At 68.6% G+C, this 25,287-nt stretch carries 23 protein-coding genes; 10 read left to right on the top strand and 13 right to left on the bottom strand.

Annotated elements, in window-relative coordinates; genetic code table 11:
• Positions 1-9 precede the first annotated feature (9 nt).
• From AC1RGU_RS00415 to AC1RGU_RS00400, 4 genes are read left to right on the top strand one after another with little or no spacing between them, the layout of a single operon-like run.
• On the top strand, positions 10-1,503 hold the full coding sequence (locus tag AC1RGU_RS00415) for an MBOAT family O-acyltransferase (protein ID WP_369644500.1): 1,494 nt from the start codon (positions 10-12) through the stop codon (positions 1,501-1,503).
• A gap of 6 nt (positions 1,504-1,509) precedes the next feature.
• Positions 1,510-2,541 carry an alginate O-acetyltransferase AlgX-related protein gene (locus AC1RGU_RS00410; RefSeq protein WP_062474527.1) on the top strand — a complete coding sequence of 344 codons (1,032 nt, stop codon included), beginning with the start codon at positions 1,510-1,512 and terminating at the stop codon, positions 2,539-2,541.
• 36 nt (positions 2,542-2,577) lie between these two features.
• Positions 2,578-3,333 carry a cell division protein ZapD gene (gene zapD / locus AC1RGU_RS00405; RefSeq protein ID WP_070063618.1) on the top strand — a complete coding sequence of 252 codons (756 nt, stop codon included), beginning with the start codon at positions 2,578-2,580 and terminating at the stop codon, positions 3,331-3,333.
• A gap of 8 nt (positions 3,334-3,341) precedes the next feature.
• Positions 3,342-3,551 carry a DNA gyrase inhibitor YacG gene (locus AC1RGU_RS00400; protein WP_062474531.1) on the top strand — a complete coding sequence of 70 codons (210 nt, stop codon included), beginning with the start codon at positions 3,342-3,344 and terminating at the stop codon, positions 3,549-3,551.
• Between the two features lie 39 nt (positions 3,552-3,590).
• Here the strand turns inward: AC1RGU_RS00400 and AC1RGU_RS00395 are convergent, their stop codons facing one another.
• The 5 genes from AC1RGU_RS00395 to secA are packed head-to-tail and all read right to left on the bottom strand — an operon-like array spanning position 3,591 to position 10,971.
• The gene (locus tag AC1RGU_RS00395) at positions 3,591-5,555 is read right to left on the bottom strand and encodes an acyltransferase family protein (RefSeq protein ID WP_062474533.1); all 1,965 of its coding nucleotides are present in this window, start codon (positions 5,553-5,555) and stop codon (positions 3,591-3,593) included.
• Between the two features lie 37 nt (positions 5,556-5,592).
• Positions 5,593-6,051 (bottom strand): NUDIX domain-containing protein, encoded by a 459-nt coding sequence (locus AC1RGU_RS00390; protein ID WP_492694027.1) that lies wholly within the window; start codon positions 6,049-6,051, stop codon positions 5,593-5,595.
• A complete protein-coding gene (locus AC1RGU_RS00385) occupies positions 6,048-6,923 on the bottom strand; it encodes an ATP-binding protein (protein WP_062474537.1) in 876 nt (291 codons plus the stop codon). The genes AC1RGU_RS00390 and AC1RGU_RS00385 overlap by 4 nt, the downstream gene beginning before the upstream one ends.
• Complete coding sequence (argJ, locus tag AC1RGU_RS00380; RefSeq protein WP_062474539.1) at positions 6,920-8,149, bottom strand: bifunctional glutamate N-acetyltransferase/amino-acid acetyltransferase ArgJ; 1,230 nt, start codon at positions 8,147-8,149, stop codon at positions 6,920-6,922. Before argJ ends, AC1RGU_RS00385 begins: the two co-directional genes overlap by 4 nt.
• Before the next feature lie 35 nt (positions 8,150-8,184).
• Positions 8,185-10,971, bottom strand: a complete 2,787-nt coding sequence (gene secA, locus AC1RGU_RS00375) for a preprotein translocase subunit SecA (protein WP_492694024.1) — start codon at positions 10,969-10,971, stop codon at positions 8,185-8,187.
• Positions 10,972-11,175: 204 nt separating this feature from the next.
• Between secA and AC1RGU_RS00370 the strand changes: the two genes are divergently transcribed.
• Positions 11,176-11,484: a DciA family protein gene (locus tag AC1RGU_RS00370; RefSeq protein ID WP_062474543.1), complete on the top strand. Its 309-nt coding sequence runs from the start codon at positions 11,176-11,178 to the stop codon at positions 11,482-11,484.
• Positions 11,485-11,505: 21 nt separating this feature from the next.
• On the opposite strand, the gene AC1RGU_RS00365 is transcribed toward AC1RGU_RS00370, so the two are convergent.
• The 4 genes from AC1RGU_RS00365 to AC1RGU_RS00350 all read right to left on the bottom strand — a co-directional run bounded on the left by AC1RGU_RS00365 (position 11,506) and on the right by AC1RGU_RS00350 (position 18,283).
• Positions 11,506-12,741 carry a pyridoxal-phosphate dependent enzyme gene (locus tag AC1RGU_RS00365; protein WP_095949380.1) on the bottom strand — a complete coding sequence of 412 codons (1,236 nt, stop codon included), beginning with the start codon at positions 12,739-12,741 and terminating at the stop codon, positions 11,506-11,508.
• A 109-nt stretch (positions 12,742-12,850) separates the two neighbouring features.
• Positions 12,851-13,543 carry a PA4824 family protein gene (locus AC1RGU_RS00360; RefSeq protein ID WP_492694022.1) on the bottom strand — a complete coding sequence of 231 codons (693 nt, stop codon included), beginning with the start codon at positions 13,541-13,543 and terminating at the stop codon, positions 12,851-12,853.
• An 85-nt stretch (positions 13,544-13,628) separates the two neighbouring features.
• Positions 13,629-14,660 carry a response regulator transcription factor gene (locus tag AC1RGU_RS00355; RefSeq protein WP_307637092.1) on the bottom strand — a complete coding sequence of 344 codons (1,032 nt, stop codon included), beginning with the start codon at positions 14,658-14,660 and terminating at the stop codon, positions 13,629-13,631.
• Entirely contained in the window at positions 14,657-18,283 is a 3,627-nt protein-coding gene (locus AC1RGU_RS00350) for a hybrid sensor histidine kinase/response regulator (RefSeq protein ID WP_492696430.1), read from the bottom strand. The genes AC1RGU_RS00355 and AC1RGU_RS00350 overlap by 4 nt, the downstream gene beginning before the upstream one ends.
• 102 nt (positions 18,284-18,385) lie before the next feature.
• Between AC1RGU_RS00350 and AC1RGU_RS00345 the strand changes: the two genes are divergently transcribed.
• From AC1RGU_RS00345 to ureC, 4 genes are read left to right on the top strand one after another with little or no spacing between them, the layout of a single operon-like run.
• On the top strand, positions 18,386-18,688 hold the full coding sequence (locus tag AC1RGU_RS00345) for an urease subunit gamma (RefSeq protein WP_492694020.1): 303 nt from the start codon (positions 18,386-18,388) through the stop codon (positions 18,686-18,688).
• 29 nt (positions 18,689-18,717) lie between these two features.
• Positions 18,718-19,314, top strand: a complete 597-nt coding sequence (locus tag AC1RGU_RS00340; protein ID WP_492694018.1) for a HupE/UreJ family protein — start codon at positions 18,718-18,720, stop codon at positions 19,312-19,314.
• Between the two features lie 7 nt (positions 19,315-19,321).
• Positions 19,322-19,627: an urease subunit beta gene (locus tag AC1RGU_RS00335; RefSeq protein ID WP_070063624.1), complete on the top strand. Its 306-nt coding sequence runs from the start codon at positions 19,322-19,324 to the stop codon at positions 19,625-19,627.
• Positions 19,628-19,630: 3 nt separating this feature from the next.
• Positions 19,631-21,349 (top strand): urease subunit alpha, encoded by a 1,719-nt coding sequence (gene ureC / locus AC1RGU_RS00330; protein ID WP_492694016.1) that lies wholly within the window; start codon positions 19,631-19,633, stop codon positions 21,347-21,349.
• A gap of 4 nt (positions 21,350-21,353) precedes the next feature.
• On the opposite strand, the gene AC1RGU_RS00325 is transcribed toward ureC, so the two are convergent.
• From AC1RGU_RS00325 to AC1RGU_RS00310, 4 genes are all read right to left on the bottom strand, one after another.
• A complete protein-coding gene (locus tag AC1RGU_RS00325) occupies positions 21,354-22,754 on the bottom strand; it encodes an amidase (protein ID WP_492694014.1) in 1,401 nt (466 codons plus the stop codon).
• Between the two features lie 152 nt (positions 22,755-22,906).
• Complete coding sequence (locus AC1RGU_RS00320; RefSeq protein ID WP_492694012.1) at positions 22,907-23,845, bottom strand: AraC-like ligand-binding domain-containing protein; 939 nt, start codon at positions 23,843-23,845, stop codon at positions 22,907-22,909.
• 133 nt (positions 23,846-23,978) lie between these two features.
• Complete coding sequence (locus AC1RGU_RS00315; RefSeq protein WP_095743902.1) at positions 23,979-24,383, bottom strand: type II toxin-antitoxin system death-on-curing family toxin; 405 nt, start codon at positions 24,381-24,383, stop codon at positions 23,979-23,981.
• Complete coding sequence (locus AC1RGU_RS00310; protein ID WP_095743901.1) at positions 24,380-24,607, bottom strand: AbrB/MazE/SpoVT family DNA-binding domain-containing protein; 228 nt, start codon at positions 24,605-24,607, stop codon at positions 24,380-24,382. The genes AC1RGU_RS00315 and AC1RGU_RS00310 overlap by 4 nt, the downstream gene beginning before the upstream one ends.
• 71 nt (positions 24,608-24,678) lie before the next feature.
• On the opposite strand from AC1RGU_RS00310, the gene ureE reads away from it, so the two are divergent.
• The gene (gene ureE, locus AC1RGU_RS00305; protein WP_369631650.1) at positions 24,679-25,266 is read left to right on the top strand and encodes an urease accessory protein UreE; all 588 of its coding nucleotides are present in this window, start codon (positions 24,679-24,681) and stop codon (positions 25,264-25,266) included.
• Positions 25,267-25,287 lie beyond the last annotated feature (21 nt).

Below are 25,287 nucleotides of genomic sequence, written 5' to 3'. Positions count from 1 at the left end.
CTCCCCGAGATGCTTTTCAACTCGTATCCCTTCATTTTTGTCTATTTCCCGCTGGTCCTGATCGGGTTCTTCCTGATCGGCAAGCGCAACGCCCGCGCCGCCGCCGGCTTCCTCGGACTGGCCTCGCTGTTCTTCTACGGTTGGTGGAGCGTGCAGGCCCTGCCGCTGCTGCTGGGTTCCATCTGCGTCAACTACTGGTTCGGCCTGCAGCTGACGCCCGCGCCGGGGCGCAACGACCGCAAGCGCAAGACGCTGCTGATCGCCTCGCTGGTGATCAACCTGGGCGTGCTGGCCGTCTTCAAGTACGCCAACTTCTTCCTGGAAAACGTCGATGCGGGGCTGGTCGCGGCGGGCCTCACGCCGATCGAGCTGGTGCACATCGTGCTGCCGATCGGCATCTCGTTCTATACCTTCACGCAGATCGCCTTCCTGGTCGACTGCTGGCAGGGCAAGGTGCACGAGCGCAGCTTCATCCACTACGTGCTGTTCGTCACCTACTTCCCGCACCTGATCGCGGGCCCGGTGCTGCACCACGCGCAGATGATGCCGCAGTTCGCGAACCCCGCGACCTACCGGATGGACCCGAACAAGGTCGCCATCGGCCTGACGATCTTCGTCTTCGGCCTCGCCAAGAAACTGCTGATCGCCGACCCCATGGGGCAGTACGCCGACCTGATGTTCAACGGCGTTCACAAGGGCATCGAGCCCACGCTGTACACCGCATGGTTCGGCGCGCTGGCCTACACGCTGCAGATCTATTTCGACTTCTCGGGCTACTCGGACATGGCCGTGGGCCTCTCGATGTGTCTGGGCGTGCAGCTGCCGCTCAACTTCCGCTCGCCCTACAAGTCGACCAACATCATCGAGTTCTGGCGCCGCTGGCACATCTCACTGTCGACCTTCCTGCGCGACTACCTCTACGTGCCGCTGGGCGGCAACCGCAAGGGCCCGGCGCGGCGCTACCTGAACCTGTTCCTCACGATGCTGCTGGGCGGCCTGTGGCACGGCGCGGCCTGGACCTTCGTGGTCTGGGGCGCGATGCACGGCGCGTTCCTGATGGTCAACCACCTCTGGAACGCCAAGGTCCGTCGCAATGCCACTCCGGGACGCATCGCACGCGTGCTGGGCTGGCTGCTGACCTTCCTGTGCGTGGTGGTGGCCTGGATCGTCTTCCGCGCCGACGGCATGAACACGGCCATGTCCATCTACAAGGGCATGCTGGGCCTGCACGGCGCGCCGGTCTCGGCGTTCAGCGAGTTCGGCAAGGTGCCGTTCCGCAAGCCGGAGTTCTTCCAGCTCATGCTGGTGGCCATCGTCATCTGCCTGACGCTGCCGCCGACCATCACGCTGGAGCGCTGGATTCCCCATCCGAAGTCGATGGCCGGCCGCCCGGTGATGGCCCGCCTGTCGACCGTGGTGCTCGCCATCGGTACCTTCGCACTGTTCGCGTGGTGCGTTTCGAAGCTGGGCGGCTACAGCCCCTTCCTCTATTTCCAATTCTGATTCGACATGACGACGACCACGACGCCCGCGAAAGTCTGGCTGCGGTTCTTCCTCTTCGGCTACTTCGTCCTGATGGCCCTGTGGATCATTTCGCTCACCAGCCCGGTGCCCTACGGCGACCTCACGCGCATCGGACGCCTGTCCGAACGCGAGTTCGGCTGGCGCGATCCGCCGCCCAAGGTCGATCCGGTCTACCTTGCCAGCACGCCCATCGAACAGGCGGACGTGATGGTCGTGGGCGACAGCTTCTCCATGACGCACCGCTGGCAGTCCGTGCTCGCCAAGGCCGGCTACCGGGTCTCGACCTCGTACTGGGGCCAGTACGGCGAATCGCTGTGCGGCGACTTCAGCCAGTGGGTCCACGACTCCGGCTTCAAGGGCAAGCTGGTCATCATCGAAAGCGTGGAGCGCCTGCTGGACATGCGCATGCGCTACAGCGAGCGCTGCAAGGACGGCAAGACCATCTTCCCCTACAGCGCCAAGGCCGAGCCCCTCATCGAGCCCGACGAGACCGTGCCGGCCTTCGCGCCCAACTGGGAAGTGCAGTACATGACCGGTGTCGTGACCTACTACCACACGTGGAAGGCCAAGAACTCGCCGGTAGACACCTATTTCGATCGTGACACCTGGGTAAGGAAAGTCCCCGACGGTTGCAAATTCTTCTCGCATCGCCAGTGCGACCGGATGCCCTTCTTCCAGGAAGACGAGGACAATGGCCCGTTGACCTCCGACACGCTGGCGCGAATGAAGAACTTCACCGCTGCGCACAGCACCATCCCGCTCCTGTGGATGGTGGTGCCCAACAAGACCACGGTCTACCTCAAGCCCGATTTCTCGAAAGACTTCGAAAGCGGCTTCCGCGACGCGAAGCTGGGCCCCGACCTCTACGCCTTCACCCGCGAAAAGCACACGCAGATCCGCGACTTCTACTTCTCGAACGACACGCACATGTCCATGCACGGACAGCTCGCACTCGGCGAGCGCATGCTGGCCGCGGTGCGCGAAGTGATGCCCACCCCCCCTTCCAAATCGCCCTGAAGTTATGATTCCGCGACAGGAAACCGACAAATACGCGTGATCCTCTACGAGTACCCCTTCAACGAGCGCATCCGCACGTACCTGAGGCTGGAGCATCTGTTCCGTCGCCTCGGGGAACTGGTGCCCTCGGAATCGCCGCTTTCGCACCACTACGCCCTGGTCACGATCTTCGAGATCATGGACGTGGCGGCGCGCGCCGACCTCAAGGCCGACGTGCTGCGCGACCTCGACAAGCACAAGAACGTCTTCAACAGCTACCGGGGCAATCCGGCTATCGCCGAGACGGTGCTGAACCAGGTTGTCGACCAGCTCGAACGCAACTTCAGCGCGCTCAACGGCGTGGCCGGCAAGGCGGGACAGGCACTCACCGAGAACGAGTGGCTCATGAGCATCCGCAGCCGCGCCGGCATTCCGGGCGGCACCTGCGAATTCGACCTGCCCGCCTACTACGCGTGGCAGCACCGCACGCCGGCCAGCCGCCGCGCCGACCTGGAACGCTGGTCGAACACGCTGTCGCCGCTGGCCTCGTCGATCTACCTGCTGCTCAAGCTGCTGCGCGACGCCGACGTGCCCTACAAGGTGATCGCCACCCACGGGCAGTTCCAGCAGAACCTGCCGCAGGGACGCAGCTTCCAGCTGCTGCGGCTGCGCATCGATCCCAAGCTGGGCCTGGTCCCGGAAATCAGCGGCAACCGCCTCATGGTCTCGGTGCGGCTCATGCGGCACGAGGCCGACGACCGCCTGCACCCGAGCACGGAAGACACCCCCTTCGAACTGACCCTCTGCGCGTGAGGCCCGGTGTGAGCAAGAAGAAAGAAGACGAACGCATCGTCCGCTGCCCGACCTGCGGCGGCGACAGCATTTATGCGGAGCGCAACCCGTTCCGGCCGTTCTGCAGCGCACGCTGCAAGGGCATCGACTTCGGCGCCTGGGCGACCGAGGAATTCAGGATGCCGGCGGAGACACCGCCCGACGAAGAGCCCTTCGGCGATCCCAAGCTGCAGCAATAGATTGCATGCACGCCGCGGCAGCCCAGAGCTGCGGGGTCGTCAGTTGGCTGCCGCGGGCTGCACGCCCTCTTCCAGGAACACCTTGTCCAGGTAGGTCGCGAACTGCCGCGTGAACGCGGGCCGCAGATGGCCGTGGTCCTTGTAGGCCGGCGCACCGTCAGGCATCGTCCGCGGGCACTGGCCGTCCTTGCACAGGGCGCCCAGCACGTCGATCGCCTCCGCGCCGCTGGCGGCCGCGATCTGCAAGAGCCGCTGGTTGAGCTTCACCTGGTCGGCGAGCACGGGCGCGGTTGGCGAGTTGCCCACCACCGAGAGCGTGCGCAGCCGGCTGCCCTCGATCATGCGGCGCGGCTCGAAGTCGTCGCCCAGCGCGTTGTCCAGCAGCAGATAGACCTTTTTCTTCTGCTTGACCAGTTCGGTCACCCACGCCTGCAGCGCCACCAGCGAGGGCTCGATGCCGGCGCGGTCGCCGCGGGTCAGGGAGAGCGACGCGCCGTTCGCGCGCAGCACGTAATCCAGCGGGAAATCGCCCGTGAAGTAGCAGTTCCAGCAGCTGCCGATCAGCACGGTGTCGATCTGCGGGTCGCGCGCCATCGCCATCCACTGGTCGCGGGCCGGGCCGCAGCCGGGGTTCTGCTCGGCGAAGACGTTCGGAATGGCCGGGCACGCACCGTAGGTGAAGAAGTACGTGGTCGCCATGCGCTCGGGCGCGAGGCGTGCCAGCTCCGCGGCGCGGGGGCCGTATTCGATGACGTGGCTGTCGCCGATCAGCAGCACCTTGCGGGCGCCGTTGCCGATGCGATTCACCGCGTAGGGTCCGAAGTTTTCCGAGGAAAAGCCGGCGTAGTAGTCGCCGTCCACCGTCGCGTCGGTCACCTTCTGCAGCAGCTCGCTGTTGTGGCGTGCGGGCAGGCCGTTGAGCACGGCCACGCCGGCCACGGCCACGAAGGCACCGGTGCCCACGAGCGTGCGCAGCATGCCTGCGCCCAGACGGGCCCGCGTGAACCGCTCGATGAAGCGATAGGTCAACCAGGCCAGCAGCACGCTCGCGACCACCATCGTCACGCGCGTGCCCACCGACGGCTCCGCGCCCTTGACGATCCGCGCATACACCAGGAGCGGCCAATGCCACAGGTACAGCGGATAGCTGATCAGGCCGATCCACACCATCGCGCGGTTCGACAGGAAGTACTTGTTCAGCACGCCCGTCGGGCCGGCGGCGATGCAACTCACCGCGCCCAGCGTCGGCAGCAGCGCCCACCAGCCGGGGAAGGCCTTGTCGCTGCGGATCATCACGAGGCCCAGCACGATCAGGCCCACGCCCAGCACCGACTGCACATGGCTGCGCCAGACGCTCGGTGCCGACGGCTTCATCCGCATGCAGGCCAGGATGCCGCCCACCATCAGTTCCCAGAAGCGCGAGGCCGGCGAATAGAAAGCCGCCGTGCGGAACGGGTGGATCGTCGTCACGTTGATGAGGAACGACACCACCGCCAGCACCCACAACACCCGCACGATCGGCCAACGCCGGCGCCAGGCCAGCCCGAGCAGCAGCGGCCAGAAAATGTAGAACTGTTCTTCGATGCCCAGCGACCACAGGTGCAGCAGCGGCTTGGTCTCGGCGGCCGTGTCGAAATACCCGGCCTCGCTCCAGAAGACGAAGTTGGCCACGAAGCCCACGCCGCCCAGCGCCTGCTTGCCCAGCTCGACGAATTCCTTGTTCAGCAGCACGTACCAGCCGAAGGCCAGCACGCCCGCCAGCATCAGCATCAGTGCCGGGAAGATCCGGCGGATGCGCCGCGCATAGAAGTCGCGGTAGCTGAAATCGCCGGCCGCGTGGCTCTGCATGATGATCGTCGTGATCAGGAAGCCCGAGATCACGAAGAAGATGTCGACGCCGATGAAGCCGCCCGGCAGCAGCTTCGGGAACGCGTGGAAGATGACGACCGAGGCCACGGCCACGGCGCGCAGGCCGTCGATGTCGGCACGGTACTTGGGATGCATATCTCTTACTTCTGGACCACGGTCGTGCCGTGCGTCGTCAGGCGATGGTCGACACCGCCTCGGCGGCCGACGCGGGCAGGCCGCGCTCCTCGACCAGCCACGCCAACACCGGCAGCGCGCCCGGCAACACCGGCGCCACGTCGAGCGGCAGTTGCTGCCAGGCCATGGCCTGGCTTTCGCGCATTTCGAACTCGCCGGTCCAGTCCGTCACCTTGCACCAGTGCAGGCGCACCAGCGCATGCGGGTAGTCGTGCTCCGTGACCTTCCAGACCTCGGCGCCGCCGATGGTGATGCCCAGTTCTTCCTGCAGCTCGCGGCGCAGGGCTTCCTCGACCGTCTCGCCGGCCTCGATCTTGCCGCCCGGGAACTCCCAGTAGCCCGCGTAGGCCTTGCCTTCGGGCCGCGTGGTGAGCAGCAGCGCCTCGTCGGCCAGACGGATCAGCACGCCGACGGCCACTTCGGTGTGCTTGCGCGCCGATGTCACCGCCTCGCTCACGCGCCGGCCCGCCCTGCGTAGTCGCGCGCGAACTGGTAGGCCACGCGGCCGCTGCGCGAGCCGCGCTCCAGCGCCCACACGAGCGCCTCGGGCCGCGCCGCCGCGATGGCCGCGTCGTCGACGCCGAACGACGAGAGCCACTGGCCCACGATCGTCAGGTATTCGTTCTGGCTGAAGGGGTAGAAGCTCACCCAGAGGCCGAAGCGCTCCGACAGCGAGATCTTCTCTTCGATCACCTCGCCCGGATGCACCTCGCCGTCGTCCGTGTGCTTGTACGTGAGGTTGTCCTTCATGTACTCGGGCAGCAGGTGGCGCCGGTTGCTGGTGGCGTAGATGAGCACGTTGGGCGTCGACGCGGCAATCGATCCGTCGAGGATCGACTTGAGCGCCTTGTAGCCCGGCTCGCCCTCGTCGAAGCTCAGATCGTCGCTGAAGACGATGAACTTCTCGGGACGCTGCGACACCACCTCGACGATGTCGGGCAGGTCGGTGAGCTCGGCCTTGTCGACCTCGATCAGGCGCAGGCCCTGCGGCGCGTAGGCCTGCAGGCAGGCGCGGATCAGCGACGACTTGCCCGTGCCGCGTGCGCCGGTCAGCAGCACGTTGTTGGCCGGCTTGCCTTCGACGAACTGGCGCGTGTTGCGTTCGATCTTTTCCTTCTGGACGTCGATTTCCCTCAGCGAATCGAGCGCCATCGTGGCCACGTGCTTCACGGGCTCCAGCACGCCATGGCCGGAGCTGCGGCGGCGGTAGCGCCACGCGATGGAGGCGCTCCAGTCGGTCGGCGCGGCCAGCGGCTGCGGCAGGATCGATTCGATGCGGCCGATGAGCTGCTCGGCGCGCTCGATGAGCTTCTGGAACTGCTCGTTCATGACCGGTAGTCGGCGTTGATGGTCACGTATTCGTGGCTGAAGTCGCAGGTCCACACGGTGTCGCTGGCGGTGCCGCGGCCCAGGCCGATGCGCACGGTGATTTCGCTCTGCTTCATCACGCGCTGGCCGTCTTCCTCACGGTACGACGGGTTGCGCCCGCCCTTCACCGCCACGTGCACGTCGTCCAGGAACAGGTCGATGCCGGTTTGGTCGAGGTCGGCAATGCCGGCATAGCCGACGGCCGCCAGGATGCGGCCCAGGTTCGGGTCGCTGGCGAAGAAAGCGGTCTTGACCAGCGGCGAATGCGCCACGGCATAAGCCACCTGGCGGCACTCGGCCCCGTCCTTGCCGCCGTCGACCTGGATGGTGATGAACTTGGTCGCGCCTTCGCCGTCGCGCACGATGGCTTGCGCCAGCAGGCGGGCCACGTCGCGCATCGCGGCCACGAGCGCCTGGCCGTCGGTCGAGTCGAGCGAGGTGATGGTCGCGTGCGCGGCCTTCTGCGTGGCGATGACCACGAAGGAGTCGTTGGTCGAGGTGTCGCCGTCGATGGTCACGCGGTTGAACGAGGCGTCGGCCAGCTGCGTGGCCAGCGGCTGGATCAGCGCCGGGTCGATCTTCGCGTCGGTCGCCATGAAGCCGAGCATGGTCGCCATGTTCGGGCGGATCATGCCGGCGCCCTTGCTGATGCCGGTGATGGTGACCGTGGCGCCGCCGATCTGCACCCGGCGGCTGAACGCCTTGGGGATCGTGTCGGTGGTCATGATGCCTTCGGCGGCACGGGCCCAGTTGTTTTCCGACGCGTCGGCCAGCGCGGCCGGCAGGCCGGCTTCGATGCGGTCCACGGGCAGCGGCTCCATGATCACGCCGGTCGAGAACGGCAGGATCTGCTCGGGAGCGAGCTCCAGGTGGCGCGCCAGCGCGATGCAGGTGGAGCGCGTGCGCATCAGGCCGTCTTCGCCGGTGCCGGCGTTGGCGTTGCCGGTGTTGATCACCATCGCGCGGATGCCGTAGTTGGCCTTCAGGTGATCGCGGCAGACCTGCACCGGGGCGGCGCAGAAGCGGTTCTGCGTGAACACGCCGCCGACCGCCGAGCCTTCGTCGATCAGCACGACGGTCAGGTCCTTGCGGTTGGCCTTGCGCACGCCGGCTTCGGCCACGCCGATGCGGACGCCGGGCACCGCGAACAAGGCGGCGGGATCGGGAGCGGACAGGTTCACGGGCATGGGATTTCTCTCAATGAAAGGTGCGGGACTTCAGCTCAGCTCAGCTTGCCGTGGCACGCCTTGTACTTCTTGCCGCTGCCGCAGGGGCAGGGGTCGTTGCGGCCGACGCGCGCAAACGCCGCGGCTTCGGCGCTCAGCGCGCCGGTGCCGACAGCCGCGAGGCGGCGCTGGTTCTCTTCGTCGACGCGCACCTCGACCTCGCCGGTCTCGGTGGGCGCGGTGTAGGTGATGTTCGAGACGTTCTCGCCGCGGCTTTCCATTTCCTCGGCCGCCTGCTCGAGCTGTTCGCCCGACTGCACGCGCACCGTCATGAGCTGGCGCGTGACTTCGTTCTTGACCGAGTCGAGCAGCTGGCCGAAGAGCTCGAAGGCCTCGCGCTTGTATTCCTGCTTGGGCTGCTTTTGCGCATAGCCGCGCAGGTGAATGCCCTGGCGCAGGTAGTCGAGCGAGGCCAGGTGTTCGCGCCAGTGGGTGTCGATGCTCTGCAGCAGCACCATGCGTTCGAACTGGGTGAAGTTCTCCTGGCCGATCAGCGTGACCTTGGCGTCGAAGCTCTCGTTGGCGTAGGCCACGATCTTCTCGACCACTTCCTCGTCGGAGATGGCATCGGCGGCCTCGACCTGCTGCTTGAGCGGCATGTCGATGCCCCACTCGCTGAACAGGCTCTTCTCGAGGCTGTCGAGGTCCCACTGTTCCTCGACCGATTCGCGCGGCACGTACTGGCGCGCGAGGTCGGTGAAGCAGCCTTCGCGCAGCGCGGCGATCTGCGCCGTGAGGTCGGCCGCGTCGAGGATGTCGTTGCGCTGCTGGTAGATCACCTTGCGCTGGTCGTTCGACACGTCGTCGTATTCGAGCAGCTGCTTGCGGATGTCAAAGTTGCGCGCCTCGACCTTGCGCTGCGCGCTCTCGATGCTGCGCGTGACGATGCCGGCCTCGATGGCTTCGCCGTCGGGCATCTTCAGGCGGTCCATGATCGCCTTCACGCGGTCGCCCGCGAAGATGCGCATCAGCGGATCGTCCAGGCTCAGGTAGAAGCGCGAGGAGCCCGGGTCGCCCTGGCGGCCCGAACGGCCGCGCAGCTGGTTGTCGATGCGGCGCGACTCGTGGCGTTCGGTGGCGATGATGCGCAGGCCGCCCAGCGACTTCACGAACTCGTGGTCCTTGGTCCACTCGGCGCGCACGTGGGCGATGTCGGCCTGCTTGGTGGCTTCGTCGCGGCCTTCGTCGGCCTCGATCGCCTCGATCATCTTCTCGATGTTGCCGCCCAGCACGATGTCGGTACCGCGGCCGGCCATGTTGGTCGCGATGGTGATCATCTTCGTGCGGCCGGCCTGCGCCACGATGTCGGCTTCGCGGGCGTGCTGCTTGGCGTTGAGCACCTGGTGCGGCAGGCCTGCCTTCTCGAGCAGGGCGTCGATGATTTCCGAGTTCTCGATCGACGAGGTGCCCACCAGCACCGGCTGGCCGCGCTCGTAGCACTCGCGGATGTCTTGAATGGCCGCTTCGTACTTCTCGCGCGTGGTCTTGTAGACGCGGTCGAGCTGGTCGTCGCGCTTGCTGATGCGGTTCGGCGGAATGATCGTGGTCTCGAGACCGTAGATTTCCTGGAATTCGTAGGCCTCGGTGTCGGCCGTGCCGGTCATGCCGGCCAGCTTGCCGTACAGGCGGAAGTAGTTCTGGAAGGTGATCGAGGCCAGCGTCTGGTTCTCGGCCTGGATCTCGACGCCTTCCTTGGCTTCCACGGCCTGGTGCAGGCCGTCGCTCCAGCGGCGACCGCTCATGAGACGGCCGGTGAATTCGTCGACGATGACCACTTCGCCCTGCTGCACCACATAGTGCTGGTCGCGGTGGTACAGGTGGCGGGCACGCAGCGCGGCATTCAGGTGATGCATCAGCGTGATGTTGGCCGGGTCGTACAGCGACGCGCCTTCGGGAATCAGCTTGAGCTCGCCCAGGATGCGCTCGGCGTTCTCGTGGCCGTCTTCGGTCAGGAACACCTGGTGGGTTTTCTCGTCGACCGTGAAGTCGCCGGGCACCGTGACGCCCTCGCCCGTGCGCGGATCGGCTTCGCCTTCCTGCTTCTTGAGCAGCGGCACCACCTTGTTGATCGCCAGGTACAGGTCGGTGTGGTCTTCGGCCTGGCCGCTGATGATCAGCGGCGTGCGGGCCTCGTCGATCAGGATGGAGTCCACCTCGTCGACGATCGCGTAGTTCAGGCCGCGCTGCACCCGGTCGCCGGGCTCGTAGACCATGTTGTCGCGCAGGTAGTCGAAGCCGTACTCGTTGTTCGTGCCGTACGTGATGTCGCTGCCGTAGGCGGCCTGCTTCTCTTCGCGTGGCATCTGCGGCAGGTTGATGCCGACCGACAGGCCCAGGAAGTTGTACAGGCGGCCCATCCAGGTCGCGTCGCGGTTGGCCAGGTAGTCGTTCACCGTGACCACGTGCACGCCCTTGCCGGACAGCGCGTTCAGGTACACGGGCAGCGTGGCGGTCAGCGTCTTGCCTTCGCCGGTGCGCATTTCGGAGATCTTGCCGTTGTGCAGCGCCATGCCGCCGAGCAGCTGGACGTCGAAGTGGCGCATCTTCATGACGCGCTTGGAGCCTTCGCGCACGGTGGCGAAGGCTTCGGGCAGCAGGTCGTCGAGCGACTCGCCCTTGGCGATGCGGTCCTTGAATTCCTGCGTCTTGGCGCGCAGCGCGTCGTCGCTGAGCTTTTCGAATTCGGGTTCGAGCGCATTGATGCGCGTCACCGTCTTGCGATACTGCTTGAGGAGCCGGTCGTTGCGACTGCCGAAGATCTGGGTCAGGAAGTTGGTTGCCATGGGCGTGGAGAGGGGCGGGCACCTGACACGACAGGCACTGCGACCGGATTCCCTAAGATATGGTGAAAGCAGTTGGGCGCACCTTCTTCGAATGCAAGCTTCGCAAGTCTCGAAGTCGGATGGCCCCGTTCCGGAACAAACGCCGACGCACGCGTCGGCAAACCGGGCATTTTAGCTGTCTTGTTTCTAACCCCTGGATTACCCATGTATCGCCGACTGCCCCCCGCCATTTCACTGCACGATGCTGCGGCAGGCGCCCCCACCCTGGGGAGCCTGATGGCGCGCGCGCGGGACACGGCCGAGCGGCTGAAGGCGATCGAAGGGTTGATTCCGCCGGCCATGCGCGCGGCCATCCAGCCGGGGCCGGCCGAGGGCGACGTGTGGTGCCTGCTGGTCAAGGGCAGCGCCGCGGCCGCCAAGCTGCGACAGCTGTCGCCGATGCTGGTCACGCGGCTGAAGAACCGGGGCTGGGACGTCGCGACGATCCGCATCAAGGTGCACACGGGGCGCTGAGCCCCGGGGGCGCACACCGCCTCAGGCGGCCACGGCGCGATCGGGCCAGCTCGGGTCGCTCGACGCGTCGGAGGTCAGCACCATCACGACATGCGCATCGGCCGCGATGGTCTCGGCCTCGCGCAGCTGCCGCACGGCCCCCAGGCCCGCCGCTGCCGCGAGTTCGGCACTCACGCCGGCCGCAGTAAGCAGCCGCCGCGCCGCGCGGGCCTCGTCGTCGCCCACCACCACGGCACCGCCGCCGCTGGCCGTGGCGGCCTGCCATTGCAGGTAAGTGACCGTCGCGCCCGCGCTCGACAGCTGCGCCGTGCGACCGGGGTAGCTGCCGTTGAGCGCCCCGCCACCGAGCACGCGCGACAGCCGCGGGAAGGGCTCGACCAGCCACATCCGCGGCAGCCGCGCGATGCGCCCCGCCGCCAGCAGCTCGCGAAAACCGGCGTAGATGCCCCAGGCCATGTCGCCACGCCCGGTCGGCACCACGACGTGGTCGGGCAGGCCGCCGTCCTTCAGGCACTCTTCGGCGATGGCCTTGTAGCCCTCCACGCCCAAGGGCGCACTGCCCAGCGCGGGCAGGCGGTAGTTGGAGAGCGCGAAATACCCCGGGTACTGCGAGCGCTCGCGCACGAAGCCCCAGCGGCCGGTGTTGTCGGCGAACACATAGCGCCGCGCGCCCAGCGCGTCGAGCTGGCGGGCGTAGGTGGCGGGCATCGCCTCGTAGGAGGCCACCTCGCAACCGAGCCCCGCGGCCCACGCGTAGTGCGCCGCCGACACCGCCGTGTTGCCCGACGAGGCGAGCACCAGCGTGTGGGCCCCGGCGTCCAGCGCCTGCGCCACGCCCATCGCGGTCAGCCGGTCTTTCGGCGAGCCGGTGGGGTTGCGCGATTCGTCCTTGATGCTCAGGCGCGCAATGTCGAACTGCCGCGCGAGCTCGGGCATGTCGTGCAGCGGCGTGTTGCCCTCGCCGAGCGAGAAGCCCTGCACGTACGGCATCGGCACCACGTCCGGGCCGCCGGGCCGGTAGCTGGCGCGCAGCCCGACGTGAAAGCCGGCCTGCCGGCAGGCCGGGCAGCCGTCGTTGGCGAGCGTGACCGGGTACAGCGCGTCGCAGCGCAGGCACTGCAGCCCCTGGAGGCGCGGGTTGCGCTGCGGCGTGAACGAGCGGCCGAGCACCCCGGCCGGCCGGCCCGGCAGGAAGGTCTGCGCGGGGCTCTCCGGCGGTGCGGTGAACTTGAAGTCCAGGACGGGCGATGGGGTCACGGATCGTTGACTCGTTAATAAATGTGACGGAATCTTATTCAAAATCAACGAAATCCACGATACGGGAGTTCATCCCATTGCAGCGGATTTCAGTTTTCCTTCACTTATTTCATTTCCAGCTGAGTTCGTGGTTCAGCCCGATCACCACGCCGCGCACGCCCTGTGGCCCGGTGCGCGAGGTGCTGATGTCGACGCTGATCAGCGGCGTCAGGCTGAAACGGCCGCCCACGCGCGAGGTCCACAGGCCCCCGGCCCGGTGGCGCTCGGCGATCAGCGACACGGCGTCGTTCAGCGCCCATTCCACGGCCAGGCCGCCGCGCGGCGTGCGCGCCCCGGTGCCCAGCGCCCAGTCGGCGCCCAAGTTGGCGTGAATCTGCAAGCTCCCGGTGGGCCGCCAAGTCAGCGGCACCACCAGCTGGCCGCCCCAGCGACCGCCGCGCCGCAGGTCGGCCACCGCGCCCATCGACACGGCGGCGCTGAAAGGCGCGTCGGCGGCCGCGCCGGCAAAGGTCCATTTGAGTTGCGGGCCGCCCGTGACCGAATGCACGCCCTGCGCCGAGAGCCGGTCGAAGTTCAGCCCCAGCTCGACCGGCCCGACCCGGCAGGCCGGCCCGACATGGAACCCAGTCGTGACGGGCTCGGCGCCGCTGCGGCCCCACCAGGTTTCGTACTGGCACTGGCCGGGGTCGAGCGTGCCGGCATCGTCGACATCGAAGTGGCCGGCGGCCTGTGCACCCAGGCCCGGCAGCGCCGCGAAGGCGGCCAGGAGCAGGCGTGCGGTGCGCGTGTTGTTGTTCTTCATTTCGTGCTTCCCTCGGAGAGCCCTGCCTCATTCTAGGAAGCCGGAAAGTCCGCGCCATGACGCGGCAACGCCATCCCCCCACCCTTCAGAGTTCGAACTGCGGCTGCAGCTCGCGGATGCGCTTGATCGCCACGCCGGCTGCTGCCGTGCGCGTCTCCACGCCCAGCTTCACGTACACGCGCTCCAGGTGCTTCTTGGCGGTGGCGGGGCTGCTGCCGAGGATCTCGCCGATGTCCTTGTTGGTCTTGCCCTTGACCACCCAGTACAGCACCTCGGCCTCGCGTGCCGTGAGCTTCAGGCTCAGGCTCATGGCCTCGATCACGGCGGTGTCGGACACCTCGCGCATGACGATCATCCATTCGTCGCCGGCGTCGTCCTCGCCGGTCTGGCGGTGCAGCCGCAGGCTCAGGCTGCGCGCGCCCTGCGCGATCACCAGCGCGGGCGGCTCGATGCCGCGCGCGCGGGCGTCGGGCGCGTGCTGGCGCAGCCAGCCGAGCACCGCCGGCGGCGTCTCGGGCGCCTGCGTCTCGCAGTAGCGCGCCAAGAGCTCGCGCGCCAGCGCCGTCTGCCAGATCAGCCGGCCCTCGGGCAGCCGCACCGTGATGCTCGCGTAGCCGAAGGCGTCGAGCGCGTTGCGCGCCTGCCCGGCCTGGTGCGCCTCCTGCCGCGCGCGGCGCGCGCCCTGCAGGTGCACGTTCATGCGCGCCAGCACCTCCTTGGGCTTGATCGGCTTGGTGACGTAGTCGACCCCGCCCGCCTCGAGCGCGGCCACGAGGTGCTCGGTTTCGGTCAGGCCCGTCATGAACACGATGGGGATGTGCGCGGTGGCCGCGTCGGCCTTGAGCCGACGCGCCACCTCGAAGCCGTCGATGCCCGGCATCATCGCGTCGAGCAGCACGATGTCGGGGCGCGCCTGCGCGGCGCGCTGCAGCGCCTGCTCGCCGTTCGTGGCGATGAGCACGGTGTAGCCCGATTCGTCGAGCGCGTCGTGCAGCACGGCGAGGTTGTCGGGCACGTCGTCGACGATCAGCACCAGGTCGCCGTGGGCGCCCTGCTGCTCGCGCAGCGTGCGGGCGAGCGGTGAAGTGGGCAGGGTCGGTGGAGACAACAAGGTCATGCGGCGCCCTCGGCGGCTTCGGCCAGCGCGCGGCCCATGGCTTCGAACTGGAACTGGCGGGCCAGCGCGCGCTGGGCCTCGGTCCACGTGGCGCACTCGGGCTGCGCGGCGTCGATGTCGTCGAGCTGGTTCATGATGCCCCGGAAGTAGCCCAGGCTCACGGCCTCGTCGAGCGCGCGCAGGCGTGCCAGCGACGGCGGCTGCATCGCGCGCGGCGCGGCCACGGCGGGCGCGGGCCGGGCGGCGGTGTCGGTCCATTGCAGGCCAAGTCGGCGCTCCAGCCAGTCGAGCAGTTCGGTGTGGCGCACGGGCTTGACGAAGAAGTCTTCGGGCGCAATGCCCACGTCGTTGTCCAGGCCCTTGTCGAAGGCGTTGGCCGAGACGATGGCCACCGACGCCTCGACCAGCCCCAGCTTGCGCGCGCGGCGGATGGTCTCCCAGCCGTCGATACCGGGCATCGCGAGGTCGACGAACATGGCGTCGGGCCGGTAGCCCGCGGCGATGAGGTCCAGCGCGTCGTGCCCGCTGGCCGCGCTGCGCAACTCGAAGCCCAGCGGCGCGAGCACATGGCCCAGCAGCTCGCGGTCGGCCTCCTCGTTGTCGACCACCAGCAGGCGCCGGCGCACGCCCTCGTAGCCGCGCCGCACGCGCGGCATCGGCGCGATGCGCGCGGTGCCCGCCACCGCCTCGTGCACCCGCGGCAGGAACAGCCGCACGCAGAACAGCGAGCCCTCACCCGGCGTGCTGCGCACCTTCATCTCGCCGCCCATCAGGTCGGTCAGCATCTTCGCGATGGTCAGACCCAGGCCCGCGCCCGGCGCCGACGACACCGCCGCGTGGCCGCGCGCGAAGGGCTCGAAGATGCGCTCGATGTCGGCCGCCGTCATGCCCGGCCCGGTGTCCTCGATCTCGATGGCGGCGAATTCGCGCGCGTACGAAATGCGCAAGGTCACCTGCCCCGCTGCCGTGAACTTGATCGCGTTGCCCAGCAGGTTGATGAGGATCTGGCTCACGCGCTTTTCGTCGGCGCGCACCACGTCGGGCAGCGTGCCGGCCGCCTCGAAGCGAAAGCGCAGGCCCTTCTCGGCCGCCTGCAGCTCGAACATGTCGGCCAGCTCGCGCATCGCATCGGCAAAACGCATCGGCCGCGCGTCCAGCGTGAGCTTGCCGGCCTCGATGTGGGCGATGGCCAGCGTGCCCTCGATGAGCGACAGCAGGTGCTCGCCGCCGCGCTTGATGACGGCCACCGCCTGCTGGCGGTGCGGCGGCACCGAGTGGTCTTCGCCCATGAGCTGCGCGTAGCCCAGGATGCTGTTGAGCGGCGTGCGCAGCTCGTGGCTGATGGCGCTGATGTAGCGGCTCTTGGCCTGGTTCGCGAGGTCCGCCGCGCGCCGCGCCTGGTCGGCCGCGAGCTTGGCGTGCTCGGCGATCTCGCGGGCTTCTTCGGCGCTCTGCTTGGCGTCCTGCAGTGCGCGGTCGGTCTCGCGGTGCAGGGCAATCTCGCGCACCAGCAGGTGGGTCTGGCGGTTCGATTCTTCCTGCGCCACCTTGCGGCTCTGGTGCGCCAGCACCAGCCACCACGCGACGATGCCCGCGATGACCAGCAGCGCCATATAGGCCTTGAGAAAGCCCGAGCGCAGCGACGCCTGCTGCACCGCGACCAGCGCCCCGCCCACGTCGGCCTGCGCCGCCAGCGCGAGCGCGCCTTCGCTCAGGGCCCGCAGCTCCTGCTGGTAGAGCACGCCGAACACCACCGCCAGCAGCGGCACGATGACCAGCATCAGCAGCAGGAAGTGCCCGAGCCCCGTGTCCAGGTAGCGCCAGCTGCGGCGCGGCAACAGCCAGCGCAGCACCGCGGACCACTGCGCCGACAGGCTCGCGTGCGGCTTGCACAGGTCGCCGCAGCGCGCGTCTAGCGTGCAGCACAGCGAGCAGATCGCGCCCTGGTAGGCCGGGCAGTGCGCCATGTCGGGGCCTTCGTATTCGCGCTCGCAGATCACGCAGTGCTGCACCTTCAATCGCTGGTAGCTGCCGCCCTCGTCCGGCGATGGCTCGACCCGCGCCCAGCGCACCTTGCGCCCGCCCGCGGCCGGCGCGAACAGCACCGAGCCGCCCGCGTCGGAGGTGCGCGCCAGGTAGTACTTGCCGCCCGTGGCCCACGCCAGCAGCGGCGACGCGATCAGCGCCGTGCCCAGCGCGATCAGCGCCGAGAACGCCTGCGCCAGCGGCCCGAACACGCCCAGGTGCGCCGTGATCGACAGCACCGACGCCAGCGCCATCGCGCCCACGCCCACCGGGTTGATGTCCCACAGGTGCGCGCGCTTGAACTCGATGCCCGGCGGCGACAGCCCCAGCGGCTTGTTGACGACCAGGTCGGCCACCACGGCCATCATCCAGGCGATGGCGATGTTGGCGAACAGGCCCAGCACGTCGCCCAGCGCCTCGAACACGTTCATCTCCATCAGCATGAAGGCGATGAGCGCGTTGAACACCACCCACACCACGCGCCCCGGGTGGCTGTGCGCCACGCGCGAGAAGAAGTTGCTCCAGGCCAGCGAACCCGCGTAGGCGTTCGTCACGTTGATCTTCAGCTGCGAGACCACCACGAACAGCGCCGTCGCCGCCACCGCCCAGCCGTAGTTCGGGAACACGTACTCGTAGGCCGCCAGGTACATCTGGTTCGGGTCGACCGCGCGCTCCACCGGCACCATGTGCGTGATCGCCAGGTAGGCCAGCGCCGCGCCGCCCAGCATCTTGACCACGCCCAGCACCACCCAGCCCGGCCCGCCCGCCAGCACGCCGGCCCACCAGCGGCGCGCCGTGCCCGCGGTGCGCGCGGGCATGAAGCGCAGGTAGTCGGCCTGCTCGCCCATCTGCGTGATGAGCGCGATACCGACCGTCAGCGCAGCACCGAACAGGTGCAGGTTGAATCCCTGTGCGCCCGACCTCGCCCCGCTGTAGTGCGTGATGCCCGCGAACGCACCAGGATCGCGCACGAGCACGAAGACAAAGGGCACGACCAGCATCAAGAGCCACAGCGGCTGCGTCCACAGCTGCAGCCGGCTGATCACCGACACCCCGTGCGTGACCAGCGGAATCACCACCAGCGCGCACACCAGGTAGCCCCACACCGGCGGAATGCCCAGCGCCAGCTCGAGCGCGTAGGCCATCACGGCCGCCTCCAGCGCGAAGAAGATGAAGGTGAAGCTCGCGTAGATCAGCGAGGTGAGCGTGGAGCCGATGTAGCCGAAGCCGGCGCCACGCGTGAGCAGGTCCATGTCGACGCCGTAGCGCGCCGCGTACACGCTGATCGGCAGCCCTGCCAGGAAGATGATGAGCCCGGTGACGAGGATCGCCCAGAAGGCGTTGGCGAAGCCGTACTGCACCAGCAGCGTGGCGCCGACCGCCTCCAGCACCAGGAACGAGGCCGCCCCGAACGCCGTGTTGGCCACCCGCCATTCGGACCATTTGCGAAAGCGCTGCGGCGTGTAGCGCAGCGCGTAGTCCTCCAGCGTTTCGCTCGCGACCCAGCTGTTGTAGTCGCGCCGCACCTTGACGATGCGCTGGGGGGCGTCGTCGGGAAGGAGGGGGGCGTCAGGTGAATTCACACCGTTTCGGTGCAGCTTCCGTGCCACCGGGTACGGCATTTGGCGAACAGGGCACGACTGTTGCAAAGAGACGGCCTTGCCCATAATCACCGACCGCCACCCGACCTCACCCCCGCCATGGAACTGACCCCGCGCGAAAAAGACAAGCTGCTGATCTTCACGGCGGCGCTGCTGGCCGAGCGCCGCAAGGCGCGCGGGCTCAAGCTCAACTACCCGGAAGCCGTCGCGCTGATCACCGCCGCCGTGATGGAAGGCGCCCGCGACGGCAAGAGCGTCGCCGAGCTGATGAGCGAGGGCCGCAGCGTGCTCACCCGCACCGACGTGATGGACGGCATCGCCGAGATGATTCCCGACATCCAGGTCGAGGCCAGTTTTCCCGACGGCACCAAGCTCGTGACCGTCCACCAGCCGATCGTCTGAACCTCCGCCACAAGAAGAAAGATCCCTCCATGCGCTTCGCAAAGACTTCCGCCCTGCTCTCCGCCCTTCTTCTGCCGCTGGCCGCCAGCGCCCACACGGGCGTCGACGGCGGCGTGCACCACGGCTTCACCGCCGGCTTCATGCACCCGCTGACCGGCGCGGACCACCTCGCGGCGATGGTCGCGGTCGGCCTGTGGAGCGCGCTGGTCGCGCGCCGCGCTTGGCCCGACCTGCTGTGGGCGCCGCTGGCCTTCGCGGGCATGCTGCTCGCGGGCGCGCTGGCCGGCCTGGCCGGCGTGCAGCTGCCGGCGGTGGAGCCGATGATTGCCGCCTCGCTGCTGGTGCTGGGCCTCCTGGTCGCCACGCGCGTGCACCTGCCGGCCGGCGTCGCCATGGCCGTGGTGGGCCTGTTCGCCGTCTTCCACGGCGTGGCGCACGGCCACGAGCTGGCGGGCGAGCACGGCGCGGCCCTCACGCTGGCCGGCATGGTCAGCGCCACGCTGCTGCTGCACGCGGTCGGCATCGCGCTGGGCTGGGCGCTGCGCCATGCCAACGCCTGGCTGCCCCGCGTGGCCGGCGCTGCCGTCGTCGCCCTCGGCGCCACGCTGCTGGCCCAGGCAATCTGAGGCGGCCATGACGCCCGGCGAACTCCTCACCGACGACGGCGAGCACACGCTCAACCCCGGCCGCCGCGCCCTCACGCTGGTGGTGCGCAACACGGCCGACCGGCCGATCCAGGTCGGCTCGCACTACCACTTCGCCGAGACCAACGGCGCCCTCGACTTCGACCGCGCCGCCGCACGCGGCATGCGGCTGAACATCGCCTCGGGCGCCGCGGTGCGCTTCGAGCCGGGCCAGCAACGCACGGTCGAGCTGGTCGATTTTTCCGGCGATCGCATCGTCTACGGCTTTCGCGGCCTCGTTCAAGGAAAGCTCTAAAGCATGGCCACCATCGGGCGACGCGCCTACGCAGAAATCTTCGGCCCCACCGTGGGCGACCGGGTCCGCCTTGCGGACACCGACCTGCTGATCGAGGTCGAAGCCGACTACACGCTGCGCGCCGGCGGCTACGGCGAAGAGGTGAAGTTCGGCGGCGGCAAGACGATCCGCGACGGCATGGCGCAGTCGCAGCGCACGCGCGCCCAAGGCGCCGTCGACACGGTGATGACCAACGCGTTGATCCTCGACCACTGGGGCATCGTGAAGGCCGACATCGGCCTGAAGGACGGCCGCATCGCCGCCATCGGCAAGGCCGGCAACCCCGACGTGCAACCGGGCGTGGACATCGTCATCGGCCCGGGCACCGAGATCATCAGCTGCGAAGGCACCATCGTTACCGCGGGCGGCATCGACAGCCACATCCACTTCATCTGCCCGCAGCAGATCGAGGAGGCGCTGGCTTCGGGCGTGACGACCATGCTCGGCGGCGGCACCGGCCCGGCCACCGGCACCTTCGCGACCACCGCCACGCCCGGCCCCTGGCACATCGAGCGCATGCTGCAGGCGGCCGACGCGTTCCCGATGAACCTGGGCTTTCTCGGCAAGGGCAACGCCAGCCTGCCCGATGCGCTGCACGAGCAGATCGAGGCCGGCGTCATGGGCCTGAAGCTGCATGAAGACTGGGGCACCACGCCCGCGGCCATCAGCAACTGCCTGGACGTGGCCGACGCCACCGACACGCAGGTGGCGATCCACAGCGACACGCTGAACGAATCGGGCTTCGTCGAGAACACCATCGCCGCCGTGGGCGGGCGCGCCATCTGCGCCTTCCACACCGAGGGCGCGGGCGGCGGCCATGCGCCCGACATCCTGCGCGTGGTGGGCGAGTCGAACTTCCTGCCCTCCTCGACCAACCCGACGATGCCCTACACAGTGAACACGCTCGACGAGCACGTCGACATGCTCATGGTGTGCCACCACCTGGACGCCGGCATCGCCGAAGACCTGGCCTTTGCCGAGTCGCGCATCCGCAAGGAAACCATCGCCGCCGAAGACGTGCTGCACGACCTGGGCGCGATCAGCATGTTCAGCTCCGACAGCCAGGCCATGGGCCGCGTCGGCGAGGTGGTGATCCGCACCTGGCAGACCGCGCACAAGATGAAGCAGCAGCGCGGCACGCTGCCCGAGGACAGCGTGCGCAACGACAACTTCCGCGCGCGGCGCTACGTGGCCAAGTACACGATCAACCCGGCCCTCGCGCACGGCATCGCACACGAGGTGGGCTCCATCGAAGTCGGCAAGTGGGCCGACCTCGTGGTCTGGAAGCCGGCCTTCTTCGGCGTGAAGCCCTTCACCATCATCAAGGGCGGCACCATCGCGATGGCCGCGATGGGCGACCCCAGCGCGTCGATCCCCACGCCGCAGCCGGTGCACTTCCGGCCGATGTTCGGCGCCTACGGCGGCTCGCTCGCCAAGAGCTCGCTGACCTTCGTCTCGCAGGCCGGGCTGGCCGCGGGCATCAAGGAACGCTACGGCCTGAGCAAGCACTTGAGCGCCGTGAAGAACATCCGCAACGTGCGCAAGCAGGACCTGATCCACAACGGCTACACGCCGAAGATGGAGATCGACGCGCAGACCTATGCCGTGCGCGCCGATGGCCAGCTGCTGACCTGCGAGCCGGCCAAGGTGCTGCCGATGGCGCAGCGCTACTTCCTGTTCTGAAGACTCAGACCGCGGGATGCCGGCGGTGCCAGTCCGTCGCCCGCTGGAACGCCCATCCCGCGCGCACCAGCAGGTCTTCGCCGAAGTGCGGCGCCACGAACTGGAAGGCCACCGGCACGCCCGCCTCGGTGGCGCCGCCCGGCAAGGTGAGCGTGGGGCTGCCCGTGAGGTCGAACGGGCAGGTGTAGCGCAGCATGCCCGCCAGCAGCTCCGGGTCCACGCCGAGCTGGCCGGCACGCTCGAGCGTCGGCGCCGCGAAGGGAATGGCCGGGATCAGCAGCAGGTCGACCTGCTCGAAGAACGTGCGCACGCGGCCGGTGAAATCAGCGCGGCGCAGCAGCAGCTTCTGGTAGTCGGTGGCGCTTTGCGACAGGCCCAGGTCGATCAGCCCCGAGAGGCCCGGGCCGTACTCGTCACGCCGCGACGGGTACGTGGCCTCGTGCGCCACGGCGGTCTCGACCGCGCACAGCGGCGACCAGTCGAGCACCGCCTGCGTCGTGTCGGGAAACACCACCTCGCGCACCGAGGCGCCCAGCGATTCGACCGTGCGGATCGCGGCGGCGAGCGTGGCGCGCGTCGGTGCGTCCACACGGTCCAGCGTCCAGGCGGGGTCGATGCCCACGCGCAGGCCGGCCAGGCCGCGCGTCATCGTCGCCAGGTAGTCGGGCACCGGCAGCGTGCTGGCCGTCGGGTCGCGCGGGTCGGCGCCGGCGATGGCCGCCAGCATCGCGCCCGCGTCGGCCGCGCTGCGCGTCATCGGGCCGATGTGGTCGAGCGAGGCGGCGAGTTCGAAGGCGCCGTGGCGGCTCACCCGCCCCCATGTCGGCTTCAGGCCCGTGATGCCGTTGGCCGCCGACGGAAAGCGGATCGATCCGCCCGTGTCGGTGCCCAGTGCGCCGAAGCACAGCCCCGCCGCCGTGGCCACGCCCGAGCCGCTGGACGACACGCCGGGCCACAGCGTGGCGTCCCACGGGTTGACCGGCGACGCGATCTGCGGATGGTGGTCGGCAAAGGCGCCTTCGGTCTGCTGCAGCTTGCCCAGGATCACCGCGCCGGCCTCGCGCAGGCGGTGCACCACGGTCGCGTCCTCGGTAGGGCGGAACGATTGGTGGATGGTCATGCCGTGCGCGCTCGGCACGCCCTCGGTCCACAGAAGATCTTTCACGGCCAGCGGCACGCCGTGCAGCGGTCCGCGCGCACGGCCGGCGGCGATCTCGGTGTCGGCGCGGCGCGCCTCGTCGAGCGCCTGCGCGTCCATGCGCGTCGCGTAGCTGCGCAAGCGGCCATCGACGGCCTCGATGCGCGCGAGCATGGCGCGCGTGACTTCTTCCGACGAGCGCTCGCGCGACTGGATCTGCCGGCCAACTTCCAGCAGTTCGAGATGATGCAATTCCTTGTCCGCCATGACTGACTCCCGCGTGTGTAGGGTTGAGAAAGAAGGTCCGAATCCAAGTGGCGAAACTGCCACCCCGGGCGAACCTTATCGGCGCGCGGCGGCCCGCGCTGGTCTCTTTCGGACATGCACTTGTGCTGGGGCGGACACCCCGCGCGCGGCGCTCAGCGCGGCTTCAGCAGCGTGTGCGGCGCGCAGCCGTAGGCCTTGCGGAAGACCCGGCTGAAATGCGAGAGGTCGGAGAACCCGTGCTGGAACGCGACGTCGGTCACGCTGTGCGCGCGCCCACCCACCAGCGCCTCGCGGCTGGCCGCAAGGCGCGCCTGCCAGACCGCGCCCATCGCCGTGGCGCCCTGGCGCGCGAACGCACGGGCCACCGTGCGCGCCGAGACGTGGTGCGCCTGCGCCAACGTGTCGAGCGAGAGCGCCGGATCGTCCAGGTGGCGTTCGATGTAGGCCGTCATGCGCGCATGCAGGCCGCGTTCGGCGCCGGCGTCGCCAGCCATGTCCTGCTGCAGCTCGAGCGTCACGGCCAGCAGGTCGATGAGCGCGCCGCCGAAGCGTTCGGCGGCGGCGGAATGCGGCTGCGCAAAGGCCGGGTTCGCCGTCTCCCGCAGCATCGCGTGCAGCGGCGCCGCGCCGGGGCGGTCCGCGGCGATGGTGCGGGCGGTGAAGTCCTCGGCCTTCGCGAAACGCCGCAGCAGCAGCCGGCGCGGCATGCGCGCCAGGTAGACCGAGCGCGCGTCCAGCGTGCATTCGAAGGGCCGGCCGGCGTCGTAGAGCAGCATGTCGCCGCTGCGCAGCCGCCCCTGCCGCCCGCCTTGCACCAAGGTGCCCTCGCCCTCCTGCACGAACGCCAGCCACAGGTCGTCCAGCGGGTGCCGGCGCAGGTGGGGCGCGTCGCGCGACCAGTGATGCATCGGCGCCGACATGCGGTTGACGCTGACCGCGCCCACCTCGCGCACGTCGAGCCGCCCTTCGAACGGCTCGGCCGTCATCGCACGGCTGGCCGCGGGAATGCAGTGACGGCACACGACGTCGTGCCAGTAGTCGAAACGCAGCGGGGTCGCGACGTCGGTCGTCAGGTAGGCCAGGCTGTTCATGACGCGGATGCTGGGGCGGATGGGGCGCGCAGGCAAGCCCCGCACGGGGCCCGGTACTTGCTACGGGAAGAGGAACCTTTGTTGCACCGTGCCCATGCCTGCGTTTTCATTCACCCGCGCCGCGCGCGCCGCTTCAGTCGTTGCGTGGCGCCAGGTGCTCGCGAATCCACTGGGCGAGTGCGTCTTCGTCCAGCCCGCCTTCGGCGAGCTTCAGCGTGATGAGCACGCAGTCATGGTCGGACGCCACCAACTCGAAACCGTTGAGGTCGAGGAACACTTCCATCGCGACGAAAGCGGTTCGCTTGTTGCCGTCGGTGAAGGGGTGGTTGCGCGCGATGCCGAAGGCGTAGGCGGCGGCCAGCGTGGCGGCATCGGGCGACTCGTACAGCGCGCGGTTCTGTGGCCGGCCCATGGCCGAGGCCAGAAGGCCCTCGTCGCGCACGCCCGCCGGCCCGCCATGCTCGGCCAGCTGCTCTTCATGCACCGCATGGATCAACTGCAGACTGAGCCAGACCCAGGCCTGGTTGGCCGCGCTCATTTCGCCAGTTCGCGCAGCACGTTGCGCCGCTTCTTCATGACGCGCCGCGCCGCCTCCATCTGGCGTTCGAAAGCGTCGTCGTACGGCGTGAGCGTGAAGCCGCCACCCGCGGCCTGCGTGAGGTAGACCGTGTCGCCCTTGCCGACCTTCATGCTGGCCAGCACCTCCTTGGGCAGGATGACGCCGACCGAGTTGCCGATCTGGGTCAGTTTGAGTGCGGACATGGCGGACTCCCACGAGCAAAAGTTATAACAAGCGTTATATTATTCCGCCTCATCTGGAGTCGCAACCCGCCATGCTCACCGCCAACAAACTCATGCCCCAGGGCCGCGGTCTCGCGCCCGTGCTGCTCAAGCGTGCCGCCACCATCGAACTCGACTGGGACGTGCGCCAGAAAAGCCGTTTCGACGCCACCGACTCGCAGGGCCGGCAGATCGGCATCTTCCTGCCGCGCGGCACCGCGGTGCGCGGTGGCGACGTGCTGGTGGCGGAAGACGGCTCGCTGGTGCGCGTGATCGCGGCGCCGCAGCCCGTGCTGCGCATCACGCACTGCACCGCCCACGGCACGCCCTTCGACCTGACGCGCGCGGCCTACCACCTGGGCAACCGGCATGTGCCGATCGAGCTCAAGCCCGACCACCTGAAGATCGAACCCGACCACGTGCTGGCCGACATGCTGCGTTCGATGCACCTGATCGTCGTCGCCGTCGAAGAAGCCTTCGAGCCCGAAGGCGGCGCGTATGGCGCGCAAGGGCATTCGCATGGCGGCCACAGCCATGACCATGACCACAGTCACGACCACGGGCACTCGCACAGCAGCGGCCCGAAGCCCCTCGTGCTCGCCCCCGAGCTGCTCGACGACGATCACGGCCACTCACACTGAAATGACCCACCGCCCTTCCCG

The organism is Variovorax sp. GW823-FHT02B07 (genome assembly GCF_058797695.1).
This window is presented reverse-complemented; position numbering and strand designations above follow the sequence as displayed.

Excerpts from the sequence above, each read along its gene's own strand:
- AC1RGU_RS00415 (WP_369644500.1), top strand. The coding sequence starts at position 10 with ATGCTTTTCAACTCGTATCCCTTCATTTTTGTCTATTTCCCGCTGGTC.
- AC1RGU_RS00410 (WP_062474527.1), top strand. The coding sequence starts at position 1,510 with ATGACGACGACCACGACGCCCGCGAAAGTCTGGCTGCGGTTCTTCCTC.
- AC1RGU_RS00395 (WP_062474533.1), bottom strand. The coding sequence starts at position 5,555 with ATGCATCCCAAGTACCGTGCCGACATCGACGGCCTGCGCGCCGTGGCC.
- AC1RGU_RS00385 (WP_062474537.1), bottom strand. The coding sequence starts at position 6,923 with ATGAACGAGCAGTTCCAGAAGCTCATCGAGCGCGCCGAGCAGCTCATC.
- argJ (WP_062474539.1), bottom strand. The coding sequence starts at position 8,149 with ATGCCCGTGAACCTGTCCGCTCCCGATCCCGCCGCCTTGTTCGCGGTG.
- secA (WP_492694024.1), bottom strand. The coding sequence starts at position 10,971 with ATGGCAACCAACTTCCTGACCCAGATCTTCGGCAGTCGCAACGACCGG.
- AC1RGU_RS00370 (WP_062474543.1), top strand. The coding sequence starts at position 11,176 with ATGTATCGCCGACTGCCCCCCGCCATTTCACTGCACGATGCTGCGGCA.
- AC1RGU_RS00360 (WP_492694022.1), bottom strand. The coding sequence starts at position 13,543 with ATGAAGAACAACAACACGCGCACCGCACGCCTGCTCCTGGCCGCCTTC.
- AC1RGU_RS00355 (WP_307637092.1), bottom strand. The coding sequence starts at position 14,660 with ATGACCTTGTTGTCTCCACCGACCCTGCCCACTTCACCGCTCGCCCGC.
- AC1RGU_RS00345 (WP_492694020.1), top strand. The coding sequence starts at position 18,386 with ATGGAACTGACCCCGCGCGAAAAAGACAAGCTGCTGATCTTCACGGCG.
- AC1RGU_RS00340 (WP_492694018.1), top strand. The coding sequence starts at position 18,718 with ATGCGCTTCGCAAAGACTTCCGCCCTGCTCTCCGCCCTTCTTCTGCCG.
- AC1RGU_RS00335 (WP_070063624.1), top strand. The coding sequence starts at position 19,322 with ATGACGCCCGGCGAACTCCTCACCGACGACGGCGAGCACACGCTCAAC.
- ureC (WP_492694016.1), top strand. The coding sequence starts at position 19,631 with ATGGCCACCATCGGGCGACGCGCCTACGCAGAAATCTTCGGCCCCACC.
- AC1RGU_RS00325 (WP_492694014.1), bottom strand. The coding sequence starts at position 22,754 with ATGGCGGACAAGGAATTGCATCATCTCGAACTGCTGGAAGTTGGCCGG.
- AC1RGU_RS00320 (WP_492694012.1), bottom strand. The coding sequence starts at position 23,845 with ATGAACAGCCTGGCCTACCTGACGACCGACGTCGCGACCCCGCTGCGT.
- AC1RGU_RS00315 (WP_095743902.1), bottom strand. The coding sequence starts at position 24,383 with ATGAGCGCGGCCAACCAGGCCTGGGTCTGGCTCAGTCTGCAGTTGATC.
- AC1RGU_RS00310 (WP_095743901.1), bottom strand. The coding sequence starts at position 24,607 with ATGTCCGCACTCAAACTGACCCAGATCGGCAACTCGGTCGGCGTCATC.
- ureE (WP_369631650.1), top strand. The coding sequence starts at position 24,679 with ATGCTCACCGCCAACAAACTCATGCCCCAGGGCCGCGGTCTCGCGCCC.